The following is an 18,601-nucleotide window of genomic DNA, read 5'->3' on the forward strand; positions in this document are numbered from 1 at the left end:
ACTTGAAATGAATGAACCCATTCACGCCCCCTTGATCCTGGATATCGCCGGCACCGCGATGACGGCCGACGAGCGTCGCCGCCTGCGGCATCCGCTGGTCGGCGGGCTGATCCTGTTCGCGCGCAACTTCGAGAGCCGCGCGCAGCTCACGGCCCTGTGCGGCGAGATCAAGTCGCTACGCCCGGACCTGCTGATCGCGGTGGACCATGAGGGCGGACGCGTGCAGCGCTTCCGCAGCGATGGCTTCACCGAGCTGCCGGCCATGGGCCGCATCGGCCAGCTGTGGATGCAGGACGCGATGCGCGGGCTGCAGGCCGCCAGCGCCGCCGGCTATGTGCTGGCCAGCGAGCTGCGCGCCTGCGGCGTGGACTTCAGCTTCGCGCCGGTGCTGGACCTGGACCATGTGGACGAGCAGGGCGCCTCGCGCAGCAGCGTGATCGGCAGTCGCAGCTTCCATGCCGACCCGCGCGTGGTCACGGTGCTGGCGCAGTCGGTGATGCAGGGGCTGGCGCTGGCCGGCATGGGCAGCTGTGGCAAACATTTCCCCGGTCACGGTTTCGTGCAGGCCGACTCGCATGTGGACGTGCCGGTGGACAGGCGCGGCCTCAAGGCCATCCTGGCCGAGGATGCGCGGCCCTTCGAGTGGCTGTCCCTCAGCCTGTCGGCGGTGATGCCCGCCCACGTGATCTACCCCAAGGTCGATGGCCGTCCGGCCGGCTTCAGCGCGCGCTGGCTGCAGGACATCCTGCGCGAGCGCCTGGGCTTTGCCGGCGCCGTCTTCAGCGACGACCTGGGCATGCGCGGCGCGCGCGTGCTGGAGGGGCGCGAGATCGGCTTCACCGAGGCCGCGCTGGCGGCGCTGCAGGCGGGCTGCGACCTCGTGCTGCTGTGCAACCAGTCCCCCATTGATGGCGGCGCGGCGCTGGACCAGGTGCTGGCGCAGCTGGAGCTGGCCGCGGCCGAGGGGCGCTGGCAGCCCAGCGCCGAGAGCGAGGCGCGGCGCCAGGGCCTGCTGCCCCAGCAAGCCCCGTTCAGCTGGGACGAGCTGATGCACGACGCGCGCTACCACCTGGCGCTGCAGCAGCTGGCGCTCTGAGCACCGCTGTCCGCTCCGCAGCGTCCCCGTGGCGCTGCGGCTGTGGCTCGGGTCCTCAGCTCCGGTAGTTGTCCTGCAGCCGATAGCCCCGCGCATAGAGCGCGAACAACAGCGCGGCGAGCAGCGCGAAGCCGGCGAAGAAGAACATCTGGAAGGCGGTGACGCTGGTGCCGGCGGACTGGATGGACGCGGTGACCGAGGGGCTCTTGACGCTGGCGTTGGCCAGCAGCACCCAGAGGTTGCCGATGGTGACCGACAGGTTCCAGAAGCTGGTGATCACGCCTTTCATCGCCAGCGGGGCCTGGCTGTAGGCGAACTCCAGGCCGGTGGCCGACACCAGCACCTCGCCCAGGGTCAGCAGGGCATAGGGCAGGACCTGCCAGACGATGGACACCGTGTGGCCGTCGTCCAGCCACAGCTGCAGTCCGCCGACGACGATCCAGGCCAGGCCCGCACAGGCGATGCCCGCGCCCATGCGGCGAAGCGCGGTGACGCGCAGCCCCAGCCGCTCCATCAGCGGGTACAGCACCAGGTTGTTGAAGGGGATCAGCAGCATCACCAGCGCCGGGTTCAGCGCCTGCATCATCGAGGACTGGAACCATTCGGGCTTGCTCATCTGGTCGGCCTGCAGCACCCAGGTCGAGGCCTTCTGGTCGAACAGCGACCAGAAGGGCGTGACCAGCGCGAACAGCACCAGCAGGCGCAGCACGGCGCGCGCGCCGTCGATCGCGGTGTCGGGGTGCTGTCCACGCAGCTGCTCCAGCTGCAGCCAGGCACCGGCGCCGCCGAAGCCCATCGCCAGCACCAGCGCCAGGCAGACCGCGGCGACGAAGCCGATGGACGGAATCAGGAACAGGCTGGCGATCGCGCCCACCAAGCCCGCCAAGGCCAGCCACTGGCCCGCGCCGCCGTGGCCCAGTGCACTCCTCACGACCGCCAGGAAGCCATGCGGCTGACGGCCGGCCGGCGGTAGATGCACGTAGCGATGGCGGCCGCTCCAGAAGATCAGCGTAGCCAGCGCCATCAGAAATCCGGGGATGCCGAAGGCCACGCTGGCGCCGTAATGCTTCAGCAGCACGGGCGACAGCAGCGACGCGAAGAAGGAGCCGAAGTTGACGATCCAGTAGAAGGCGTCGAAGACCTTGCGCGCCAGCGAGCAGTTGCCCTTGTCGAACTGGTCGCCAATGAAGGAGCTCACCAGCGGCTTGATGCCGCCCGAGCCCAGCGCGATCAGGAAGAGGCCGGTGTAGAAGCCGTGCAGGTTGTTCTCGAAGACCGCCAGGCAGGCATGGCCCACGCAGTACAGCAGGCTCAGCCACAGGATGGTGCGGTACTTGCCGAAGAAGCGGTCGGCCAGCCAGCCGCCCAACAGCGGGAAGAAATAGACGCCGATCACGAAGGTGTGGAACACCTCCTTGGCCTCGCCCTGGCGCAGCGGTTCGGGCACCGACAGTAGCAGGCTGCTCATCAGGAAGACCGTCAGGATGCTGCGCATCCCGTAGAAGCTGAAGCGCTCGCAGCCCTCGTTGCCGATGATGAAGGGGATCTGCGGCGGCATCTTGGGCGATGCGGCGGCGGGGCCGGGATGGGGCGTGGACGGGCTGGCCATGGGCAGGATGCAGCGATAGAAAGAAAAAGGCCGCCGGGTCAACCAGTGACGCGGCGGCCGGCCGGCGGGGTGCCGGCGGTGGATCAGTGCTGTTGCTCGAACGGCAGCTTGATCTGGCTGAGGTCCTTGCGGGTTTCGACCAGCACCAGCGGACCTTCGTCGATCACGACCACGGGGGCCGGCTCGCGGCCCAGCGGGGCCGGGGCCGGCGCCGCGGCAATGGCGGCCTGCGCGGCGGCGATTTTGTCGGCGTCGCTGTTCACCCAGATCAGGCCGGCGGCCTCGGCCACGGCCTGCAGCTGGCCCAGAGGCAGCTCGAAGCGGGGCAGGGTCGGCGCTGCGGTGGCCACCGGCGCAACCGCCGCGCCGGCAGCCGGCTGGATCTCAACCACGGGGGCGGCCACAGGCTCGGCGCCCAGTTCCAGCTGCTGCGGCTCGTCCGTCTCGGTGGCCTGGCCTTCGCCGGCCTGGCCCTCGCGGCGGTCACGGCGATAGCGGTCGCGGCTGCGGCGACGGCGGCCGTCGCGGGCCTGGCCTTCGCCACCTTCCTCGCCGGCCTCGACCGTGTCGGCGGCGGAGGCCTGGCCCTCATCGCCGCTGGCGACGGGTTGGGCGGCTGCTGCATCGTCGACACCTTCGGCGGCATTCGCGCCTTCGTGGGCGGCGGCCGGCTCCAGCGCGTCGGCACCATTCTCCAGCCCGCCTTCCGGCGCGCCTTCGGCTCCGCGCTCACCGCCGCGACGACGGCGGCGGCGGCGGCCCTGGCGCTCATCGCCGTTGTCGCCGGCCGCGGACTCGGCGACGGGGGCCTCCAGATTCAGCGCGGCTTCACCCACGGCGCCCGCGTCCAGCGCGGACATCGGCAGTTGCTGCTCCTGGGCCTCGGGGCTCAGGCTCTCCGGACGGGGGGCGCGTTCACCGCGTTCACCGCGCTCACCACGCTCGCGGCGCGGGCGCTGCTCGCTGCGCTCCGGACGCACACCGGCTTCGGCGGCCTGCTCGGGGCGGCCCTCGCCGCGGTTGCGGTTGCGCTCGCGGCCTTCCTGCGCGGGCTTGCCGCCGTCGCGCTTGGCGTCGCGATTCTCGGTGCGGCCTTCGCCGTTGCGGCCACCGCGCTCGCCTTGGCGCTCGCCACGTTCGCCGCGCTCACCGCCACGGCGGTTGCGGTCGCGACCGCCGCGTTCGCCCTGGCGTTCGCTGCGTTCGCCGGACTTCTTCTCGCCACGGCCTTCGCCCTCGGCGGGCTTGCTGTCGGCCGCGGGTGCCGGCGCGGGGGCGCCACCGAAGATCTTCTTGATCCAGCCGAAGAAGCCACCACCGGCAGGCACCGGCGCGGCCACGGCAGGCGCCGCCGGCGCCTTCGCGGGGGCCGCCGGAGCGGGCGTGGGCAGGGGGGCCGGCTGCTCGGGCAGGATGCCCTTGATCACGGGTTCCTGCTTGTTCTTCTTCTCGGCGCCGCGGCGGGTGATGCCCACCTCGTCCTGCTGCTCCTCGACCATGGTGTAGCTGGCCTGCAGGTTCTCCAGGCGCGGGTCGTCGTGACGCAGGCGCTCCAGCTTGTAGTTGGGCGTTTCCAGGTGCTTGTTGGGCACCAGCAGCACGGTGACGCGCTGCTTCAGTTCGATCTTGGTGATCTCGGTGCGCTTCTCGTTGAGCAGGAAGCTGGTCACCTCCACCGGCACCTGCACGTGCACGGCGGCGGTGTTGTCCTTCATGGACTCTTCCTGGACCATGCGCAGGATCTGCAGCGCCGAGGACTCGGTGTCGCGGATGTGGCCGGTGCCGTTGCAGCGCGGGCAGGTGATGTGACTGCCTTCGCTCAGCGCCGGACGCAGGCGCTGGCGGCTGAGTTCCAGCAGGCCGAACTTGCTGATGGAGCTGAACTGCACGCGGGCGCGGTCCTGGCGCAGCGCGTCGCGCAGGCGCTGTTCCACCTCGCGGCGGTTCTTGGACTCCTCCATGTCGATGAAGTCGACGACGATCAGGCCGCCCAGGTCGCGCAGGCGCATCTGGCGCGCGATCTCGTCGGCGGCCTCGAGGTTGGTGCGCGTCGCGGTTTCCTCGATGTCCCCGCCGCGCGTGGCGCGCGCCGAGTTCACGTCCACCGAGACCAGGGCCTCGGTGTGGTCGATCACGATGGCGCCGCCGGAAGGCAGGTTCACGGTGCGGCTGAAGGCCGTTTCGATCTGATGCTCGATCTGGAAGCGGCTGAACAGCGGCGCGTCATCGCGGTAGCGCTTGACCTTGTGCGCCGTCTCCGGCATCACATGGTTCATGAACTGCTGGGCCTGCTCGAAGATGTCGTCGGTGTCGATCAGGATTTCGCCGATGTCCGCGGTGAAGTAGTCGCGGATGGCGCGGATGACCAGCGAGCTTTCCTGGTAGATCAGGAAGGCGCCCTTGCCGGCCTTGGAGGCACCGTCGATCGCCTCCCACAGCTTGAGCATGTAGTTCAGGTCCCACTGCAGCTCGGCGGCGGAACGGCCGATGCCGGCAGTGCGGGCGATCAGGCTCATGCCCTTGGGGTAGTCGAGCTGGTCCAGCGCTTCCTTCAGCTCTTCGCGGTCCTCGCCCTCGATGCGGCGCGACACGCCACCGCCGCGCGGGTTGTTGGGCATCAGCACCAGATAGCGGCCGGCCAGCGACACGAAGGTGGTCAGCGCCGCGCCTTTGTTGCCGCGCTCTTCCTTCTCGACCTGGACCAGCAGTTCCTGGCCTTCCTTGATCACGTCCTGGATCTTGGCCGAGCGCACGTCGGCGCCGTCCTTGAAGTACTGGCGCGAGATTTCCTTGAAGGGCAGGAAGCCGTGGCGGTCCTCGCCGTAGTCCACGAAGCAGGCTTCCAGCGACGGCTCGACGCGCGTCACCACCGCCTTGTAGATGTTGCCTTTGCGCTGCTCGCGGCCTTCGATTTCGGTTTCGAAGTCCAGCAGCTTCTGGCCATCGACGATGGCCAGGCGACGCTCTTCCTGCTGCGTCGCATTGATCAGCATGCGTTTCATCAGTTCTCCTCTCGCTCCGGCAGGCCTTTCAAGCCTGCTCGGCGCGCACACCATGCCGTCGCCAGCCGGCGACGCCTCTCAGGGAGGAGGCACCAGCGGGCGACGAAACCGATGCACGAGAAACGCGAGAGAACCGAGGAAGGAATCGCCCTGGACTGCAAGGATCGGGAAGACCCGATCAGGACTGCAGCGTTGGCGCGTGCGCACCGGGGCGCGTCGCGACTGTGCCTGCCCACATGCGCGCCATCTGGGGCGCGGCCCGGCCGCGGCTGGCTGCCAGCGTCCGGGCCAAGCCGGGACGGGCGCGCAAGCGGCGGGGGGTGAGGGGGACTGGCGGCATCATTCGCGAAGCGATCCGGACGCTGGCGCAAGCCCGTCGGCACTTGGCCGGCGAGCTCACGCCGTGAAACCTTTGTTTGCTGACCTGCGCCGCCTCGTATCGATCGTGCGGCGCCGGCTGGGTTCTGACGACGTTGCTCTTCCACCCCCGCTCATGGCCTGCCGCTTCACTTGGGGAAGCGGCCCGACCCGGAAACGATGGCGTTGCATCACCTGTTGTGACGCCCCTCGGGCTCGCGCCAGAGGGCCGCCACCACGACTGTTTTCCGCTTTGCCCGCCCGCGCGCCATGCGCAGCCCGGGTAAAATCAGAAAAATCAAATACTTAGAACGCAATCGTGGCAAGCAGCATTATAGGGGCTAAAGCCCGCCGGGCCGCCCTGGTGCCTGCCCGTAGTCCGCGCGCCGGTGCTGCGACCGCGAGAGCGCCTGCGCCGCCCCGGTCGACGACCGCAGCTCCCGCCGCGCCGGAGTCGCCGCCGGCCGCCGTGCGGCTGGTCACGGTGGACGAGGGCTCGGCGGGCCAGCGCCTGGACAACTTCCTGATCCGCGAACTCAAGGGCGCGCCCAAGACCCTGGTCTATCGCATCATCCGTTCCGGCGAGGTGCGTCTGAACAAGGGGCGCTGCAGCGCCGATTCGCGGTTGGCCGTGGGCGATGTGGTGCGCATCCCGCCGCTGCGCCTGGCCGAGCGGACCGAGTCCGCTGCGGTGCCGGCGCGGGAGTTCCCGGTGGTGTTCGAGGACGATCATCTGATCGTCGTCAACAAGCCCGCCGGCGTGGCCGTGCACGGCGGTTCAGGCGTGAGCTTCGGACTCATCGAGCAGCTGCGCCGCGCGCGGCCCCAGGCGCGCTTCCTGGAACTGGTGCACCGGCTGGACAAGGAAACTTCCGGCCTGCTGATGGTGGCGAAGAAGCGCAGTGCGCTGACCGCCCTGCAGGACCAGCTGCGCGACCGCGAGACCGGCAAGAGCTATGCGGCGCTGGTGATCGGCGCCTGGGCGTCGAACAAAAAGGTCGTGGACGTGCCACTGCTGAAGACCACCGGCGCCGATGGCGAGCGCTGGGTGCGCGCGGTGACCAGTTCACATGATCCGGCGGCGGAGCAGGCCAAGCGATCGATCAGCCTGGTCCGCGTGGCGCAGAGCCTGCCCGGCTACACGCTGCTGGAGGTCACGATCAAGACCGGCCGCACCCACCAGATCCGCGTCCATCTGGCGCACGAGGGCCATCCCATCGTCGGTGATCCCAAGTACGGCGATTTCGAGCTGAACCGGCGCTTCGCGCGCGGCGCGCTGCGCTTCGATCGCATGTTCCTGCATGCCCGCCGCCTGCGCTTCACCCATCCGGCCAGCGGCGAGGACATCCAGCTCGAGGCGCCGCTGCCGCCCGAGTGCCAGAAGCTGCTGGACCAATTGAACACCCACGCACCGTCGCCATGAACCCCACGCCTAAGCGCTATGACCTGATCGTCTTCGACTGGGACGGCACGCTGTTCGACTCCACCGCGCTGATCGTCCAATGCATCCAGGCCGCGGCGCGCGACCTGGGGCTGGAGGCGCCGGCGCGCGAACGTGCGGCCTACGTGATCGGCATGGGGCTGATCGAGGCGCTCGCCCACACGCTGCCCGGGCTGCCGCGCGAGCGCTATGGCGAGCTGGCGCAGCGCTACCGCCATCACTACTTCGCGGCCCAGCATGAGGTCACGCTCTTCGAGGGTGTGACGGGTCTGCTGGACCAACTCAAGGCCCGTCACCACTGGCTGGCCGTGGCCACCGGCAAGAGCCGCCGCGGCCTGGACGAGGCACTGAAGACCGTGGGCCTGCAGACCTTGTTCGATGGCACCCGCACCGCCGACGAAACCGCCAGCAAGCCCGACCCGCGCATGCTGTTGGAGCTGATGCGCGAGTTTGGTGCCGAGCCGCAGCGCACGCTGATGATCGGCGACACCACCCACGATTTGCAGCTGGCGCTCAATGCCGGCTGCGATGCGGTGGCGGTGGCCTATGGCGCGCACGCCCATGAGGAGCTGGCGCGCCTGAATCCCCTGCTGATCGCGCCGGGTGTCGCGGAATTGCAGCAGTGGCTGCTGGACAATGCCTGAGATGAGCAGCAGCACCTCTTCGCAGACCGGCCCGGGCACGACGCTTGCTCCGCTGGCCCTGTGCGCCTCCGAGACGCTGATCGAGCGCGGCAAGGCTCACACCTTCGAGCTGCTGTATTTCGGCGAACCGGTGACTGCCTTCGTGCTGCGTTTCGACGGACGCGCGGTCGCCTACCTGAATCGCTGCGCCCACGTGCCGACCGAGATGGACTGGCAGCAGGGCGAGTTCCTGGACCGCGACCGCCGCTACATCATCTGTTCCATCCATGGCGCGGTATACGACCCGCAGGATGGCCGCTGCGTGACCGGCATGTGCGGTCGCCACGGGCTGACCGCGCTCCAGGTGGAGGAGCGGGACGGCCAGGTCTATTGGTACCCTACGCGCGACATCCGCCCGGCTTTCGAGGACTGAATGAGCAACGATCCCCAGAACGACCTGCCGCCGCCCATCCCGGACGCGACCCCGCGTCCCGAGGACATGCTGAAGTCGGCCACCGCCCCGGCGGCCCCGGCCGCGGCCTCTCCGAGCGGCGCGTCGGGCGCTGCCGCGCGGCCCTATGAGCATCTGCTGGAGCAGTTCGCCCGCGACTACCTGCAGGATCGTCGCAGCGAGCGCCGCTGGCGCGGCTTCTTCCGCCTGCTGTGGGTGGGCCTGGCGCTGCTGCTGCTGTGGACGCTGTTCGCGCAGCGCCAGCGCGTCACCGCGCCGGCCACCCCGCATACCGCGCTGGTGGAAGTGCGCGGCGAGATCGCCGCCGACACCGAGGCCAGCGCCGAGCTGATCCTCTCCGCGCTGAAGAACGCCTTCGAGGACAAGGGCGCGCGCGCCGTGGTGCTGCGCATCAACTCGCCGGGCGGCAGCCCGGTGCAGTCCGGCATCGTCAATGACGAGATCAAGCGCCTCAAGGCCCTGCACGACAAGAAGGTGTACGTGGTCGTCGAGGAGATGTGTGCCTCGGGTGCCTATTACATCGCTGCGGCGGCCGACGAAATCTACGTCGACAAGGCCTCGGTCGTCGGCTCGATCGGCGTGTTGATGGACGGCTTTGGCTTCACCGGGCTGATGGACAAGCTGGGCGTGGAGCGCCGCCTGGTCATCGCCGGCGAGAACAAGGGCATGCTGGACCCCTTCCTGCCCGTCAGCCCCTCGCAGCTGAAGCATGCCCAGGGCATGCTGGACCAGGTGCACCGCCAGTTCATCCAAGTCGTGCGCGAAGGCCGCGGCAAGCGGCTGAAGGAAACGCCGGAGATGTTCTCCGGCCTGTTCTGGAACGGCGAGCAGGCCGTGCAGCTGGGCCTGGCCGATGGCCTTGGCAACCTGGACTATGTGGCTCGCGAGCTGGTCAAGGCCGAGGAAGTCATCGATTACACGCCGCGCGACAACGTCGCCGAGCGCCTGGCCAAGCGCTTTGGCGCTGCCATGGGGGAGGGCGCCGTCAAGGCCTTCCGCCAGCTGGCGCCGATGCGCTGAGCCTCCCCCACACCGGGTGGGAGCCCTCCCGCCTGGTATTCAGAACAGCTGGTCCAGCAGCATGAAGTAGGCGCGCTTGCCCGGCTCGTCCGGGTGGCCCAGGCGGGCGAGGAAGTCCTCGGCCAGGCCGGGTGCGCATTCCTCGCTCAGATTGCGGTGGACGAAGGCGATGTCCAGCCAGCGGTCCGCCAGCCCGGCGCGTCCCAGGTCGATGAAGTGCAGCCGGTCCGCCGCCTCGTCGTAGAACACGTTGCTGTCGCCGAGGTCGCCGTGCGAGAACACCAGGTCCTCCTCGGGCCGCGTGGCATGCAGTCGCTTGAGCACCTGCGCGGGCGTCTTCAGGTCCGGCCAGTCCTCCAGGTCGGCGTCGTCCGCCACCCGTTCGTGCTCGATCAGATAGGCCAGCTCGTCCAGCCGCAGCGCCACATCGGCGCGCAGCGGGCAGGCGGTGGTGGGGACGGATTGGACCTGGCGCAAGGCTTCGAGGAAGAGCGCCAGCACCGGCCGCCCCTCGTCAATCAAGGCGTACAGCGGGCGCCCCGGCACGGCCCGGGTCACCAGGCATTCGCCGTGCTCGTTGGCCGCGGCCAGCACCAGCTCCGGCACCGCCAGCCGGCCCTGCAGCCAGTCCAGCGCCGCCGCCTCGCGCCGGGCGCTGTAGGTCGTCGCGGCGTAGAAGGCCGGCGAGGTCTTCAGAAAGAAGCGATCACCGCCGCGTTCGAAGTGGTACACGCTGCACGGGGATTCGCCGATCTCGTCGCGGACCAGCGTCGCATCACCAATGAATTGGGCCGCTTCGCGGGGCAGCTCAGGGGGCAGGGAGGTGTTCATGCGCCGCAATGTAAGCGCTGCGCGTGCCCCGCCCTGGGCCCGCTGGGCGCTTAGCGGCGGCGCGTCTGCCGGCGGTGCGCACTCCAGCCGGCCAGCGCGGCCAGGCCCATCAGCGCCAGCATCGAAGGTTCCGGCACCTGGCCACCAGGGCCGAAGGGGCGGAAGGTTTCGTAGCCCAGTTCCAGCTTGCTGCCGTTGGGGCTCAGCCCCAGGCTGTCGGCGATCAGCGTGCCTTCCAGATGGCCGGAACCGGTCACCGCCGCGCCCACCGCCAGCACGCTGCCGTTGAGGAAGCTGCTCACGTCTACCGCGCGGGCGTTGTACAGGTTGAACAGCAGCCGGTCGCGCAGCTGGGCCAGCGGGTCCTTGGAATCGGCACGGTCGCCGCCCAGGAAGCCGCTGAAGTCCACGCGTGACGCGCCGCTGTTGATCACCACATGGGCGCCGGCCTTGACGTTGCGCAGCTCGATGTTGCCGATCTGGCCCAGGTCGCCCAGGTCAAAGACCTGCAGGTCGGACTGGCCGTCGCCGACCAGCACCAGCGCGCCGCTTTCGCGTCGGACCTGGCCGTTGCCCCCCTGGCCCGCCAGGGTCTGCGACAGCGAGGACAGCGACTGGCGCGCGCCGTCGAAATCCACCCGGTTGGCATCGCGTACCGCCTGCGCGAACTGGGTCGGCGGGTTCCAGGCGTTCACCTGGGGCACGTTCTGCGCCTTCAGCTCGCCGCCGTAGACCACCGTGCCCAGCTGGGCCTGGCCTTGCAGCCAGCCGGCCGAGCTGGGGCCGATGGACGCATTCGTGTCCAGCGCGCTGTTCGGGCCGTTGTAAATGGTGCCGCTGTAGCCGCCCCAGGCGCTGGTCAGGCTCACGTTGCCGCGCACCACCAGGGCCGGCTCCAGGCTGCCATGGGCGTTGCGGTAGCCGATGTCGAAGCCGCTGCGCAGGTTGCCGCCCACGGCCAGCCGGCCTTCCACGTCGGCGGCGGTGCCCACGTCGCCGAAGAAGAAGCCGCTGTAGCCGCCGGCCACGCCCAGATCGATGACGGGCAGCGCCTGCGCGCCCAGCGACAGGCCCAGGCAGGCGGTGGCAAGGGCGGTCTTCAGCAGGCGGGGCAGCATGGCGTTCCTTCTCGGGCGTCGGTCATCACAGGCTTGATTGTAAAAATTGGATCTATTTTGGTATTCCACCTGGATGGGGTGGTCTGCATGCGGTTTGTGCGATACCGCACGCTTGACCGGGCCTCCGGCGTGCGAATCGCGGGCGCGCCAACTGCCGCATGTCGACAACCGCCGGTCTGCTTCGTCGAGAGCGCAGGCGGGAGGAGTCCGCCGGGGACTGAAGACCAAGGAGTGCGCGATGCGAGTGATGGTGATCATCAAGGCCACGCCGGACAGCGAGGCCGGCCAGATGCCCAGCGAACAATTGCTGACCGAGATGGGCCGCTTCAACGAGGAACTGGTGCAGGCCGGGCTGCTGCTGGCCGGCGACGGGCTGCACCCCAGTTCGCGCGGAGCCCGGGTCCGCTTCTCGGGCCGCGAGCGGCAGGTGATCGACGGCCCCTTTGCCGAAACCAAGGAGCTGATCGCCGGCTACTGGATCTGGAAGGTGGAGTCGCTGCAGCAGGCGGTCGAGTGGGTGAAGCGCTGCCCCAACCCAATGGAAGGCGAATCCGAGATCGAAATCCGCCCGCTGTTCGAGATGGAGGACTTCGGCGCCGCGATGAGTGCCGAGCTGATCGAACAGGACGAGCGGCTGCGCGCGAAGATCGAGCAGATCCGCCCTTGAGCGGGGCCGCGGGAGTCGTCGGAAGCGCGACAATGCCGGCTTCCGTCCACCGCACCCAGCCCAGAGCCAGGCGCACCACGCTGCGAGAACGAGCATGCGCACTGTCTTGACCCTGAGCCTGGCCCTGCTGCTGGCGGCCTGCGCCGCCCCCTCCTCCGAACCGTCCGCGACCCCAGCCGCGAAGCGCGCCCAGGCGCCCGCCTTCGTGCTGCTGGGCGAACTGCACGACAACCCCGAGCACCACCGCGCCCGCGCCCAGCGGCTGCGCGAGCTGCTCGCCGATGGCGTGCCCACCGTGGTCGTGGTTGAGCAGCTGGACCGCGGGCAAGACCTGACCCCGTCCGCCGCCGAACCGCTGGAGCAGGCGCTGGCGCGCGCCGGCTTCGACGCCCGCGCCTGGCGCTGGCCGCTGCACCAGCCCGTGTTCGACGCTGCGCTGCAAGGCGGGGCCCCGGTGCGCGGCGGCAATCTGTCGCGCGAGCAGGCACGGCGCATCGTCCGCGACGGCGATGCGGCCTGGCCGGCCGAGCTGCTGGCGCTGCGCAGCCGCATGGACTGGCGCGACACCGACGAACAGGCACTGCGCGACGACATCCTGCGCGGCCATTGCGGCATGCTGCCGGCCACCATCCTGCCGGGCATGGTCCAGGCGCAGCGCGCGCGCGACCTGTCGCTGGCCCAGGCGCTGCTGCAAGCCCGTGCGCAAGGGGCCGCGCGCGTGGTGCTGATCGCCGGCAACGGCCATGTGCGGCGTGACCTCGCCGTGCCGCGCGCGCTACTGGCGCTGGGCGTGCCGCCCGCGCAGATCGACAGCGTGGGCTACCTGGAGCCCGGCAGCGATGCGCCCCGAGGCGCCTACGACCAGATCGAGCGATACCCCGCGCCACCGCGCGAGGATCCCTGCGCGGCGCTGGGCAAGCGCTGAACGCGGCTGGGCACATCGATTGCTGGACCTCGAAAGCCCGTCGCCCTTTGACGGTGCAGGAGCCGCCCATGACCGCCCCCAGCCCCTTTCCGTCCACCGATCCCGAGGTCGACCCCGACGATCTCGAGGGCATCTACCGGCAACTGGTGCAAGGCCTGGGCCGCGAACTCGTGACGGAGCACAACGCCGAGGCGCTGGCCCGGCGTGCCGACATCGATGGCCACACCGTGCTGGCCACCGAGTTGCGCGAGTGGAAGGCCTCCTGCTGAGCGTGCGTTGCGCCGATCCCCGCCGTTTCTAGCTCTGCCCGCGCGGCAGGGCGCCGCCGCAGGGGCTGAGCCGGTAGTAAGGAATGGCACAGCTGGGCCTGAAGCCCAGCGCCTGCGCCAACTGGTAGGAGGCCGCGTTCTCCATGCGGCAGGCCCACACGGGCGTCAGCCCGGCCCGCAGCACCTCGGCGATCAGGCGCGCGGCCGCGGCGCGGCCCAGTCCGCGACGGCGGGCATGCGCCAGGGTTTCGATGCCGATTTCAAAGTCCTTGCCCCAGCGGCAGGACACGAAGGCGATGGCGCCCAGCCGTCCGTCCTGTTCCACGCACCAGCCGCCACCGGCGGCGAGGAACTGCGCGGCATCGCGCCAGAACTGGGCGGGTACGACCAGTCCCTCCAGCCCGAAGTCCTCGGCCGTGGCGGGCCGCAGGCGCCAGCCGTCGGGCAGCCGCGCGTCATGCTGGCGGCTCAAGAAGAGGGCTTCGTCGAAGCGGAAGTTGATCCGCGTGTGCAGGCTGCAAGAGGCCGCCTCATCCGCGGTCGGCGTGGCCGGAACGCCCAGTGCGCGGTCCCAGCCCAAGCCCTGCCAGCGCGGGTCGATCTGCAGCCATTCGTCCATGCCGCCGCGATAAGCCCCGTCACGCAGATGTGCCAGAACCGGGGCCAGGCCCTGGACAACCGCCTCGCCCCAGACCAGAGACATGCCGTAGGGATGCAGGGCATGGAGCACCTGCGGGGCCTCGGGCCGGTCCACCCACAAGGCGCCGTCAACCTGGCCTTCCACCACGGCGCGGGCAAAGCCGGTGTTCAGCGGCACGGCGTCCAGCGAGGCCAGCGCCCATGGCGCGGGGGTGGGCACGCGGACCATGGGTGTGGCGGCGACGTTCAGCGGGGCGGGGCATGACATGGGCGATCCAGGCAACTCGCGGTAAGTTGAAAACAATGCATATTGCATTGAACTGGCCGGCTAAATCGCTGTCAACGCTTATATTGCCATCATGGCAATCTGGACTCCCTCTTTGCATGGCCGGTCGGGAACCCGCGCGACCGCGCTGGTGGAAGCGCTGCGCGACGACATCGCATCCGGGCTGCTGAAGCCGGGCGACCGTCTGCCTCCTCAGCGCCAGCTGGCCGACGTGGTGGGCCTGGCGCCGCAGACGGTGATGCGTGCCTATGCCGAGGCGGCCCGGCGCGGCTATGTGCGCGGCGAAGTTGGGCGCGGCACCTTCGTCTGCCCGGCGCGCGATCCGCGCGAGCCGCGGCGCGATGCGACGCTGGCGCGGCCGGACGCGGGGCCCATCGACTTTTCGCAGAACCTGCCCCTGCCCGGCGAGGCCGGACCGGCGCTGGCGCAGGCCCTGGTCGATCTGGCGCGGGCCGGCGCCTGTCCGGCCTACCTGGACCATCAGCGGCCCGAGTCCGCCCCGGCCCACCGCGAGGCCGCGGCCGGCTGGATGTCGGGGCTGGGCCTGGCCGCGGACGCGCGGCAGGTGGTGCTGACCCAGGGCGCGCAGCAAGGCCTGATGGCCACGCTGATGGCGCTGCTGAAACCCGGCGACGTGCTGCTCACCGAAGCGCTGTCGTATGCGCCCATCCAGGGTCTGGCGCGGCATCTGGGGGCGCGTGTCGTTGGGCTGGCGATGGACGACGAGGGCCTTCTGCCCGATGCGCTGGAATCCGCCTGCCGCCAGCACCGGCCGCGGGCGCTGTACCTCACGCCGACGCTGCAGACCCCCACCACGGCGACCATGGGCGAGGACCGGCGCCGCCAGCTGGTGCGCATCGCGAGGGCGCAAGACCTGACCCTGATCGAAGACGATGTGTTCGGCTTCCTGCCGCCCCAGCGCCCGCTGCCGCTGGCGGCCCTGGCGCCCGAGCGCTGCTTCTTCGTCACCAGCCTGTCCAAGTCGGTGGCGCCGGGGCTGCGGGCGGGGTTCGTGCTCGCGCCGCCAGACCGCGTGCCGGCGTTGGTCGCCGCGGTCAAGCTGGCGTCATGGATGGCGCCGCCGCTGATGATGGAGATCGCCGCGCGCTGGATGACCGACGGCGTGGCCGCCGCGCTCAATGCCAGCCAGCGCGCCCATGCTGCGCGGCGCCAGGCCATGGCGCGCGCGGCGCTGGCGGGCCTGGACTACCGCGCCGATCCGCATGGCCTGCACCTGTGGCTGCACCTGCCCGAACCCTGGACGGCCGACGCCTTCGCGGCACAAGCCGAGCGGGCCGGCGTGCTGCTGCGCCCCGCGAGCGCCTTCGCCGCGCCCGGCGCGCGCGCGCCGTCCGCGCTGCGCTTGTGCCTCAGCCACGAGGCCTCGGACGACCGCGTGGCGGCCGGCCTGGCCGTGGTGGCCGAACTGATCGGCAAGGGAGTGGTGGATGATTTTGTGGTCTGAGCGGACAACCCGCCGTCTTCTAGGAATTACTGTCTCGAAATTCCCGAGCAGGTCACAACCAGAACTGGAATAGCAACGCCGATTGCGACGCAGAGTACGAGCTGCCTCGTGCTCAGTGAGTTTGAACGTGACGATTTCTCCGCGCTTGGATTCCGACCAATCAATGAGACCAACTGGTATGTGAAAACAGCGCAAGTTGCGGTCTTGCCGTAGGCAATCCAGCTTCCTGATCGAATCGCACTGAAGAGCAGGACTAGGAAGAGCAGCGCGCCTAGAAGGCCGATGGCGTATTTAAGTACGGAGCGGAGCATGGACTTGTGGTCGTGACTGATGGATGAATGGAAGACTTCTAATGAATGAAAGGGACTTTCGCGTCCCGAAGCATCCGCGTTGCGGCAAACGGTAACCAGGTGCCACGACGGGAAGTGCGGTTTCTCATCAACTCATTCGGAAGGGGAAGTCATGACCATTCTCTACGCAGGTATCGACCTCGCCAAGAACATATTTGCCCTGCATGGGGTGAATGAGGCCGGCAAGGCCGAGTTGATTCGGCCGGCCGTGCCGCGCGAGAAGCTCCATGCGCTGGTTGCCAGCCTACCGCCTTGCGTGATTGGCATAGAGGCCTGCTCCGGGGCTCACCACTGGGCGCGGTTGTTCTAGTCCTCGGGTCACACCGTGCGGCTGATCGCCCCGAAGTTTCATAACGCCGACTGGTTAGCCGGCTCTTCGAAGTATTGCATTTTGAAGCGAATCAGTTTCAGGGAAGGCGGCCAAGAAACGCTTCTGAGCCGCCTCAGGGAGGCCCACAAGAATGGTGGCGCTACTGTCCCAGCAAGAAATCTCAAAGACTGCACCTTGCAATTGCGGCCGAACCTCGGAGCCAGTCCAGAAGTCCGGGTTGCCTTCGATGTACGGGGCGGCAAGTACGGTAGGGCGGTGGCCAACTGGCACCGCACTGAACACAGCCCAGATGAACTGGCTTTCATTGCATTCAAGCAGGCGACGAAGCTCGACGCCAGTGATCCATTGGTCTTGAGGTGAGAAGTCCTCGCCGTAGTAGTCGGTTTCGATGTCACTCAAGTACCAATCGAAGTCCGATGCCGAGATTCCCAATGCATGCAGCGTAGCCCGCATGTCGGTGAAGAACGGAACTCTGTCGGTCCTCTCGAGGATGAGATTCATCGGGTATGGCGCCAAGACGGCAAACGTTGAAGCTCAGCCGCGAGCGGCGGCCTACCGACGCGAGTCGGCTCGCGCGACTGGTCAGACATTGTGTCGCGAGCTCGGCGAACGGCCTGAATGAATAGCGACGATGCCGAGCGACAACCGCTCGAACACAACGTCTTCGAAGCCTATGTTTTCCATTTCTTCGGCCAGCCCTTCCGCAGTTGGGAATTCTCGAATTCCTTGCAGCAAGTACTTGTACGCGGAAGCATCGCCGCCGGTTGCCAGCCAGCCTATGACTGGCATGCAAACGGACATGTACGCCAAGTACATCCGGTGCAAGACTGTCCAGGGAATGTTGGAGGCCTCCAAGATGATGATGCGACCACCTGGCTTGAGCACGCGCAGCGCTTCTTGCAACGCAAGGCGTCGGTTGCAGATCTTCAGGCCAAGGGAAATCGAGTAGGCATCGACGCTATGCGTCGGGACCGACGGCATGCACTCAGCGTCCAGTAGCTTCAGAGCGACTGCAGATGAATGCCTATGCAGTCGTTTCTCGGCAATGGCAAGCATCTTTGCGCTCACGTCTGACGCCAAGATAGTCCGACCTTCGACGCCTGCCTGCGCTACAACGCGAAGAATGATGTCTCCAGTTCCAGTGGCGCCGTCAAGGAGAACATCCCATCTCTCGCTCGCGATCCGCCGTGCGACCTTCTGCTTCCATAGGCGATGAATGCCAAAGCTGAAAGCATCACAAAGTCTGTCGTAACGCGTGGCTATACGGCCGAATATGTCGTCTGCCTTCCACTCAAACTCGGCGGCATTTTCTGGTGCGGATGATTCGCCGATGGTCATTTTCAATGTCTAACGTTGGCGCTGAGCGGGCGGCGTAGCCTTCCGCTCCAGCAATGGGTTAGAACTCGCCCGCCAGAAGGTTGCCGCTGCGAGCATGACGCTAAGCATCAGCGCCGGTGCAACGGCAACGATGCCTGCCAGCAGCAGGGCATAGGTTAGAGCGAGCCACGTGGTGGCTGTGCCGATGGCCAGCGGCTCTCCGTTAAAGCCAAGTGCCAAAAGTAGGCCGAGGACCACGGCGAAGCATGGCAACCAGCACCAAATCAGCGCTCGTAGAAATCTCCGAATGAGCCGATTCATGAGTTCCAACGTCAAAACTCAGCGGGCGGCGCAGCCGTCCGCTGGAGCGAGAGGTTGGACAGCACGCGGGAGGCAAGTTGCTCGACCAGTGCAGCGGGCGTGCCGCGCAGTGATAGCCCAACATACGTCTCCGCGACCGCTTCCAAATTTCCACTTGGGAGCGATATTTTGAAGACTGTCATATCTTGGCTTCCGCACAGGGTCCATTCCTTATCGGCAATCGAGCCGCCAAGCGCTTCGACCTCAGCAACGAGACGAAAGAACAAGTCGTCTTCGTACTCGGAACCAAGAACGATTTCGGTCATGGTGCTGTTCAACGTTCGAATTAAAGGGCTGGCCGAAGGCCTGTCCCGTTGAATGGAATACGAAGGGACTTCCCACCTTCAGGCAACGGCGTCAAAGCGCCAAGATTGGTGGTGTCGATCATCAATCTGCAGCCACGTTGAAAGGGGAAGTCCATGG

17 protein-coding genes and 1 pseudogene are annotated in these 18,601 nt (G+C 68.1%); 10 read left to right on the forward strand and 8 right to left on the reverse strand.

Features of this window, described 5'->3' with window-relative positions:
• The first annotated feature begins 7 nt into the window (after positions 1–7).
• Complete coding sequence (gene nagZ, locus LZ017_RS13810) at positions 8–1,096, forward strand: beta-N-acetylhexosaminidase (RefSeq protein WP_241397420.1); 1,089 nt, start codon at positions 8–10, stop codon at positions 1,094–1,096.
• Between the two features lie 55 nt (positions 1,097–1,151).
• Here the strand turns inward: nagZ and LZ017_RS13815 are convergent, their stop codons facing one another.
• The gene (locus tag LZ017_RS13815) at positions 1,152–2,705 is read right to left on the reverse strand and encodes an oligopeptide:H+ symporter (protein WP_241397421.1); all 1,554 of its coding nucleotides are present in this window, start codon (positions 2,703–2,705) and stop codon (positions 1,152–1,154) included.
• Positions 2,706–2,788: 83 nt separating this feature from the next.
• Positions 2,789–5,707, reverse strand: a complete 2,919-nt coding sequence (locus LZ017_RS13820) for an Rne/Rng family ribonuclease (protein WP_241397422.1) — start codon at positions 5,705–5,707, stop codon at positions 2,789–2,791.
• 826 nt (positions 5,708–6,533) lie between these two features.
• Here LZ017_RS13820 and LZ017_RS13825 point away from each other — a divergent pair.
• The 4 genes from LZ017_RS13825 to LZ017_RS13840 are packed head-to-tail and all read left to right on the forward strand — an operon-like array spanning position 6,534 to position 9,620.
• Complete coding sequence (locus tag LZ017_RS13825) at positions 6,534–7,487, forward strand: RluA family pseudouridine synthase (protein ID WP_241397423.1); 954 nt, start codon at positions 6,534–6,536, stop codon at positions 7,485–7,487.
• The gene (locus tag LZ017_RS13830; protein WP_241397424.1) at positions 7,484–8,149 is read left to right on the forward strand and encodes an HAD family hydrolase; all 666 of its coding nucleotides are present in this window, start codon (positions 7,484–7,486) and stop codon (positions 8,147–8,149) included. The genes LZ017_RS13825 and LZ017_RS13830 overlap by 4 nt, the downstream gene beginning before the upstream one ends.
• 1 nt (position 8,150) lies before the next feature.
• A complete protein-coding gene (locus tag LZ017_RS13835) occupies positions 8,151–8,561 on the forward strand; it encodes a Rieske 2Fe-2S domain-containing protein (protein WP_241397425.1) in 411 nt (136 codons plus the stop codon).
• Positions 8,562–9,620 (forward strand): S49 family peptidase, encoded by a 1,059-nt coding sequence (locus LZ017_RS13840; protein ID WP_374109924.1) that lies wholly within the window; start codon positions 8,562–8,564, stop codon positions 9,618–9,620.
• Between the two features lie 39 nt (positions 9,621–9,659).
• On the opposite strand, the gene LZ017_RS13845 is transcribed toward LZ017_RS13840, so the two are convergent.
• Positions 9,660–10,451: an APH(3') family aminoglycoside O-phosphotransferase gene (locus tag LZ017_RS13845; protein WP_241397426.1), complete on the reverse strand. Its 792-nt coding sequence runs from the start codon at positions 10,449–10,451 to the stop codon at positions 9,660–9,662.
• A 50-nt stretch (positions 10,452–10,501) separates the two neighbouring features.
• Positions 10,502–11,569 carry a choice-of-anchor A family protein gene (locus LZ017_RS13850; RefSeq protein WP_241397427.1) on the reverse strand — a complete coding sequence of 356 codons (1,068 nt, stop codon included), beginning with the start codon at positions 11,567–11,569 and terminating at the stop codon, positions 10,502–10,504.
• A 238-nt stretch (positions 11,570–11,807) separates the two neighbouring features.
• Between LZ017_RS13850 and LZ017_RS13855 the strand changes: the two genes are divergently transcribed.
• From LZ017_RS13855 to LZ017_RS13865, 3 genes are all read left to right on the forward strand, one after another.
• On the forward strand, positions 11,808–12,236 hold the full coding sequence (locus LZ017_RS13855) for a YciI family protein (RefSeq protein WP_241397428.1): 429 nt from the start codon (positions 11,808–11,810) through the stop codon (positions 12,234–12,236).
• A gap of 94 nt (positions 12,237–12,330) precedes the next feature.
• Positions 12,331–13,161 (forward strand): ChaN family lipoprotein, encoded by an 831-nt coding sequence (locus tag LZ017_RS13860; protein ID WP_241397429.1) that lies wholly within the window; start codon positions 12,331–12,333, stop codon positions 13,159–13,161.
• A 68-nt stretch (positions 13,162–13,229) separates the two neighbouring features.
• Positions 13,230–13,430, forward strand: coding sequence for a hypothetical protein (locus LZ017_RS13865; protein WP_241397430.1), 201 nt, complete (start codon positions 13,230–13,232; stop codon positions 13,428–13,430).
• Positions 13,431–13,458: 28 nt separating this feature from the next.
• Here LZ017_RS13865 and LZ017_RS13870 read toward each other — a convergent pair whose 3' ends face one another.
• Positions 13,459–14,337: a GNAT family N-acetyltransferase gene (locus LZ017_RS13870; RefSeq protein ID WP_241397431.1), complete on the reverse strand. Its 879-nt coding sequence runs from the start codon at positions 14,335–14,337 to the stop codon at positions 13,459–13,461.
• A 91-nt stretch (positions 14,338–14,428) separates the two neighbouring features.
• Between LZ017_RS13870 and LZ017_RS13875 the strand changes: the two genes are divergently transcribed.
• Both LZ017_RS13875 and LZ017_RS13880 read left to right on the forward strand, forming a co-directional pair.
• The gene (locus tag LZ017_RS13875; RefSeq protein ID WP_241397432.1) at positions 14,429–15,820 is read left to right on the forward strand and encodes a PLP-dependent aminotransferase family protein; all 1,392 of its coding nucleotides are present in this window, start codon (positions 14,429–14,431) and stop codon (positions 15,818–15,820) included.
• A gap of 462 nt (positions 15,821–16,282) precedes the next feature.
• Positions 16,283–16,477: pseudogene (locus LZ017_RS13880) on the forward strand (IS110 family transposase); the annotation flags it as partial.
• Between the two features lie 57 nt (positions 16,478–16,534).
• Here LZ017_RS13880 and LZ017_RS13885 read toward each other — a convergent pair.
• The 3 genes from LZ017_RS13885 to LZ017_RS13895 form a co-directional block, all read right to left on the reverse strand.
• On the reverse strand, positions 16,535–17,002 hold the full coding sequence (locus tag LZ017_RS13885; protein WP_241397433.1) for a hypothetical protein: 468 nt from the start codon (positions 17,000–17,002) through the stop codon (positions 16,535–16,537).
• 81 nt (positions 17,003–17,083) lie between these two features.
• The gene (locus LZ017_RS13890) at positions 17,084–17,839 is read right to left on the reverse strand and encodes a ubiquinone/menaquinone biosynthesis methyltransferase (RefSeq protein ID WP_241397434.1); all 756 of its coding nucleotides are present in this window, start codon (positions 17,837–17,839) and stop codon (positions 17,084–17,086) included.
• Positions 17,840–18,150: 311 nt separating this feature from the next.
• Positions 18,151–18,444 (reverse strand): hypothetical protein, encoded by a 294-nt coding sequence (locus LZ017_RS13895; protein WP_241397435.1) that lies wholly within the window; start codon positions 18,442–18,444, stop codon positions 18,151–18,153.
• Positions 18,445–18,601: the final 157 nt, after the last annotated feature.

Origin of the sequence: Pelomonas sp. CA6, from assembly GCF_022549225.1 — a bacterium.
Classification (GTDB): domain Bacteria; phylum Pseudomonadota; class Gammaproteobacteria; order Burkholderiales; family Burkholderiaceae_C; genus Roseateles.

Excerpts from the sequence above, each read along its gene's own strand:
- nagZ (WP_241397420.1), top strand. The coding sequence starts at position 8 with ATGAATGAACCCATTCACGCCCCCTTGATCCTGGATATCGCCGGCACC.
- LZ017_RS13860 (WP_241397429.1), top strand. The coding sequence starts at position 12,331 with ATGCGCACTGTCTTGACCCTGAGCCTGGCCCTGCTGCTGGCGGCCTGC.
- LZ017_RS13890 (WP_241397434.1), bottom strand. The coding sequence starts at position 17,839 with ATGACCATCGGCGAATCATCCGCACCAGAAAATGCCGCCGAGTTTGAG.
- LZ017_RS13840 (WP_374109924.1), top strand. The coding sequence starts at position 8,562 with ATGAGCAACGATCCCCAGAACGACCTGCCGCCGCCCATCCCGGACGCG.
- LZ017_RS13820 (WP_241397422.1), bottom strand. The coding sequence starts at position 5,707 with ATGAAACGCATGCTGATCAATGCGACGCAGCAGGAAGAGCGTCGCCTG.
- LZ017_RS13865 (WP_241397430.1), top strand. The coding sequence starts at position 13,230 with ATGACCGCCCCCAGCCCCTTTCCGTCCACCGATCCCGAGGTCGACCCC.
- LZ017_RS13855 (WP_241397428.1), top strand. The coding sequence starts at position 11,808 with ATGCGAGTGATGGTGATCATCAAGGCCACGCCGGACAGCGAGGCCGGC.
- LZ017_RS13815 (WP_241397421.1), bottom strand. The coding sequence starts at position 2,705 with ATGGCCAGCCCGTCCACGCCCCATCCCGGCCCCGCCGCCGCATCGCCC.
- LZ017_RS13845 (WP_241397426.1), bottom strand. The coding sequence starts at position 10,451 with ATGAACACCTCCCTGCCCCCTGAGCTGCCCCGCGAAGCGGCCCAATTC.
- LZ017_RS13850 (WP_241397427.1), bottom strand. The coding sequence starts at position 11,569 with ATGCTGCCCCGCCTGCTGAAGACCGCCCTTGCCACCGCCTGCCTGGGC.
- LZ017_RS13835 (WP_241397425.1), top strand. The coding sequence starts at position 8,151 with ATGAGCAGCAGCACCTCTTCGCAGACCGGCCCGGGCACGACGCTTGCT.
- LZ017_RS13875 (WP_241397432.1), top strand. The coding sequence starts at position 14,429 with ATGGCAATCTGGACTCCCTCTTTGCATGGCCGGTCGGGAACCCGCGCG.
- LZ017_RS13870 (WP_241397431.1), bottom strand. The coding sequence starts at position 14,337 with ATGTCATGCCCCGCCCCGCTGAACGTCGCCGCCACACCCATGGTCCGC.
- LZ017_RS13885 (WP_241397433.1), bottom strand. The coding sequence starts at position 17,002 with ATGAATCTCATCCTCGAGAGGACCGACAGAGTTCCGTTCTTCACCGAC.
- LZ017_RS13895 (WP_241397435.1), bottom strand. The coding sequence starts at position 18,444 with ATGACCGAAATCGTTCTTGGTTCCGAGTACGAAGACGACTTGTTCTTT.
- LZ017_RS13830 (WP_241397424.1), top strand. The coding sequence starts at position 7,484 with ATGAACCCCACGCCTAAGCGCTATGACCTGATCGTCTTCGACTGGGAC.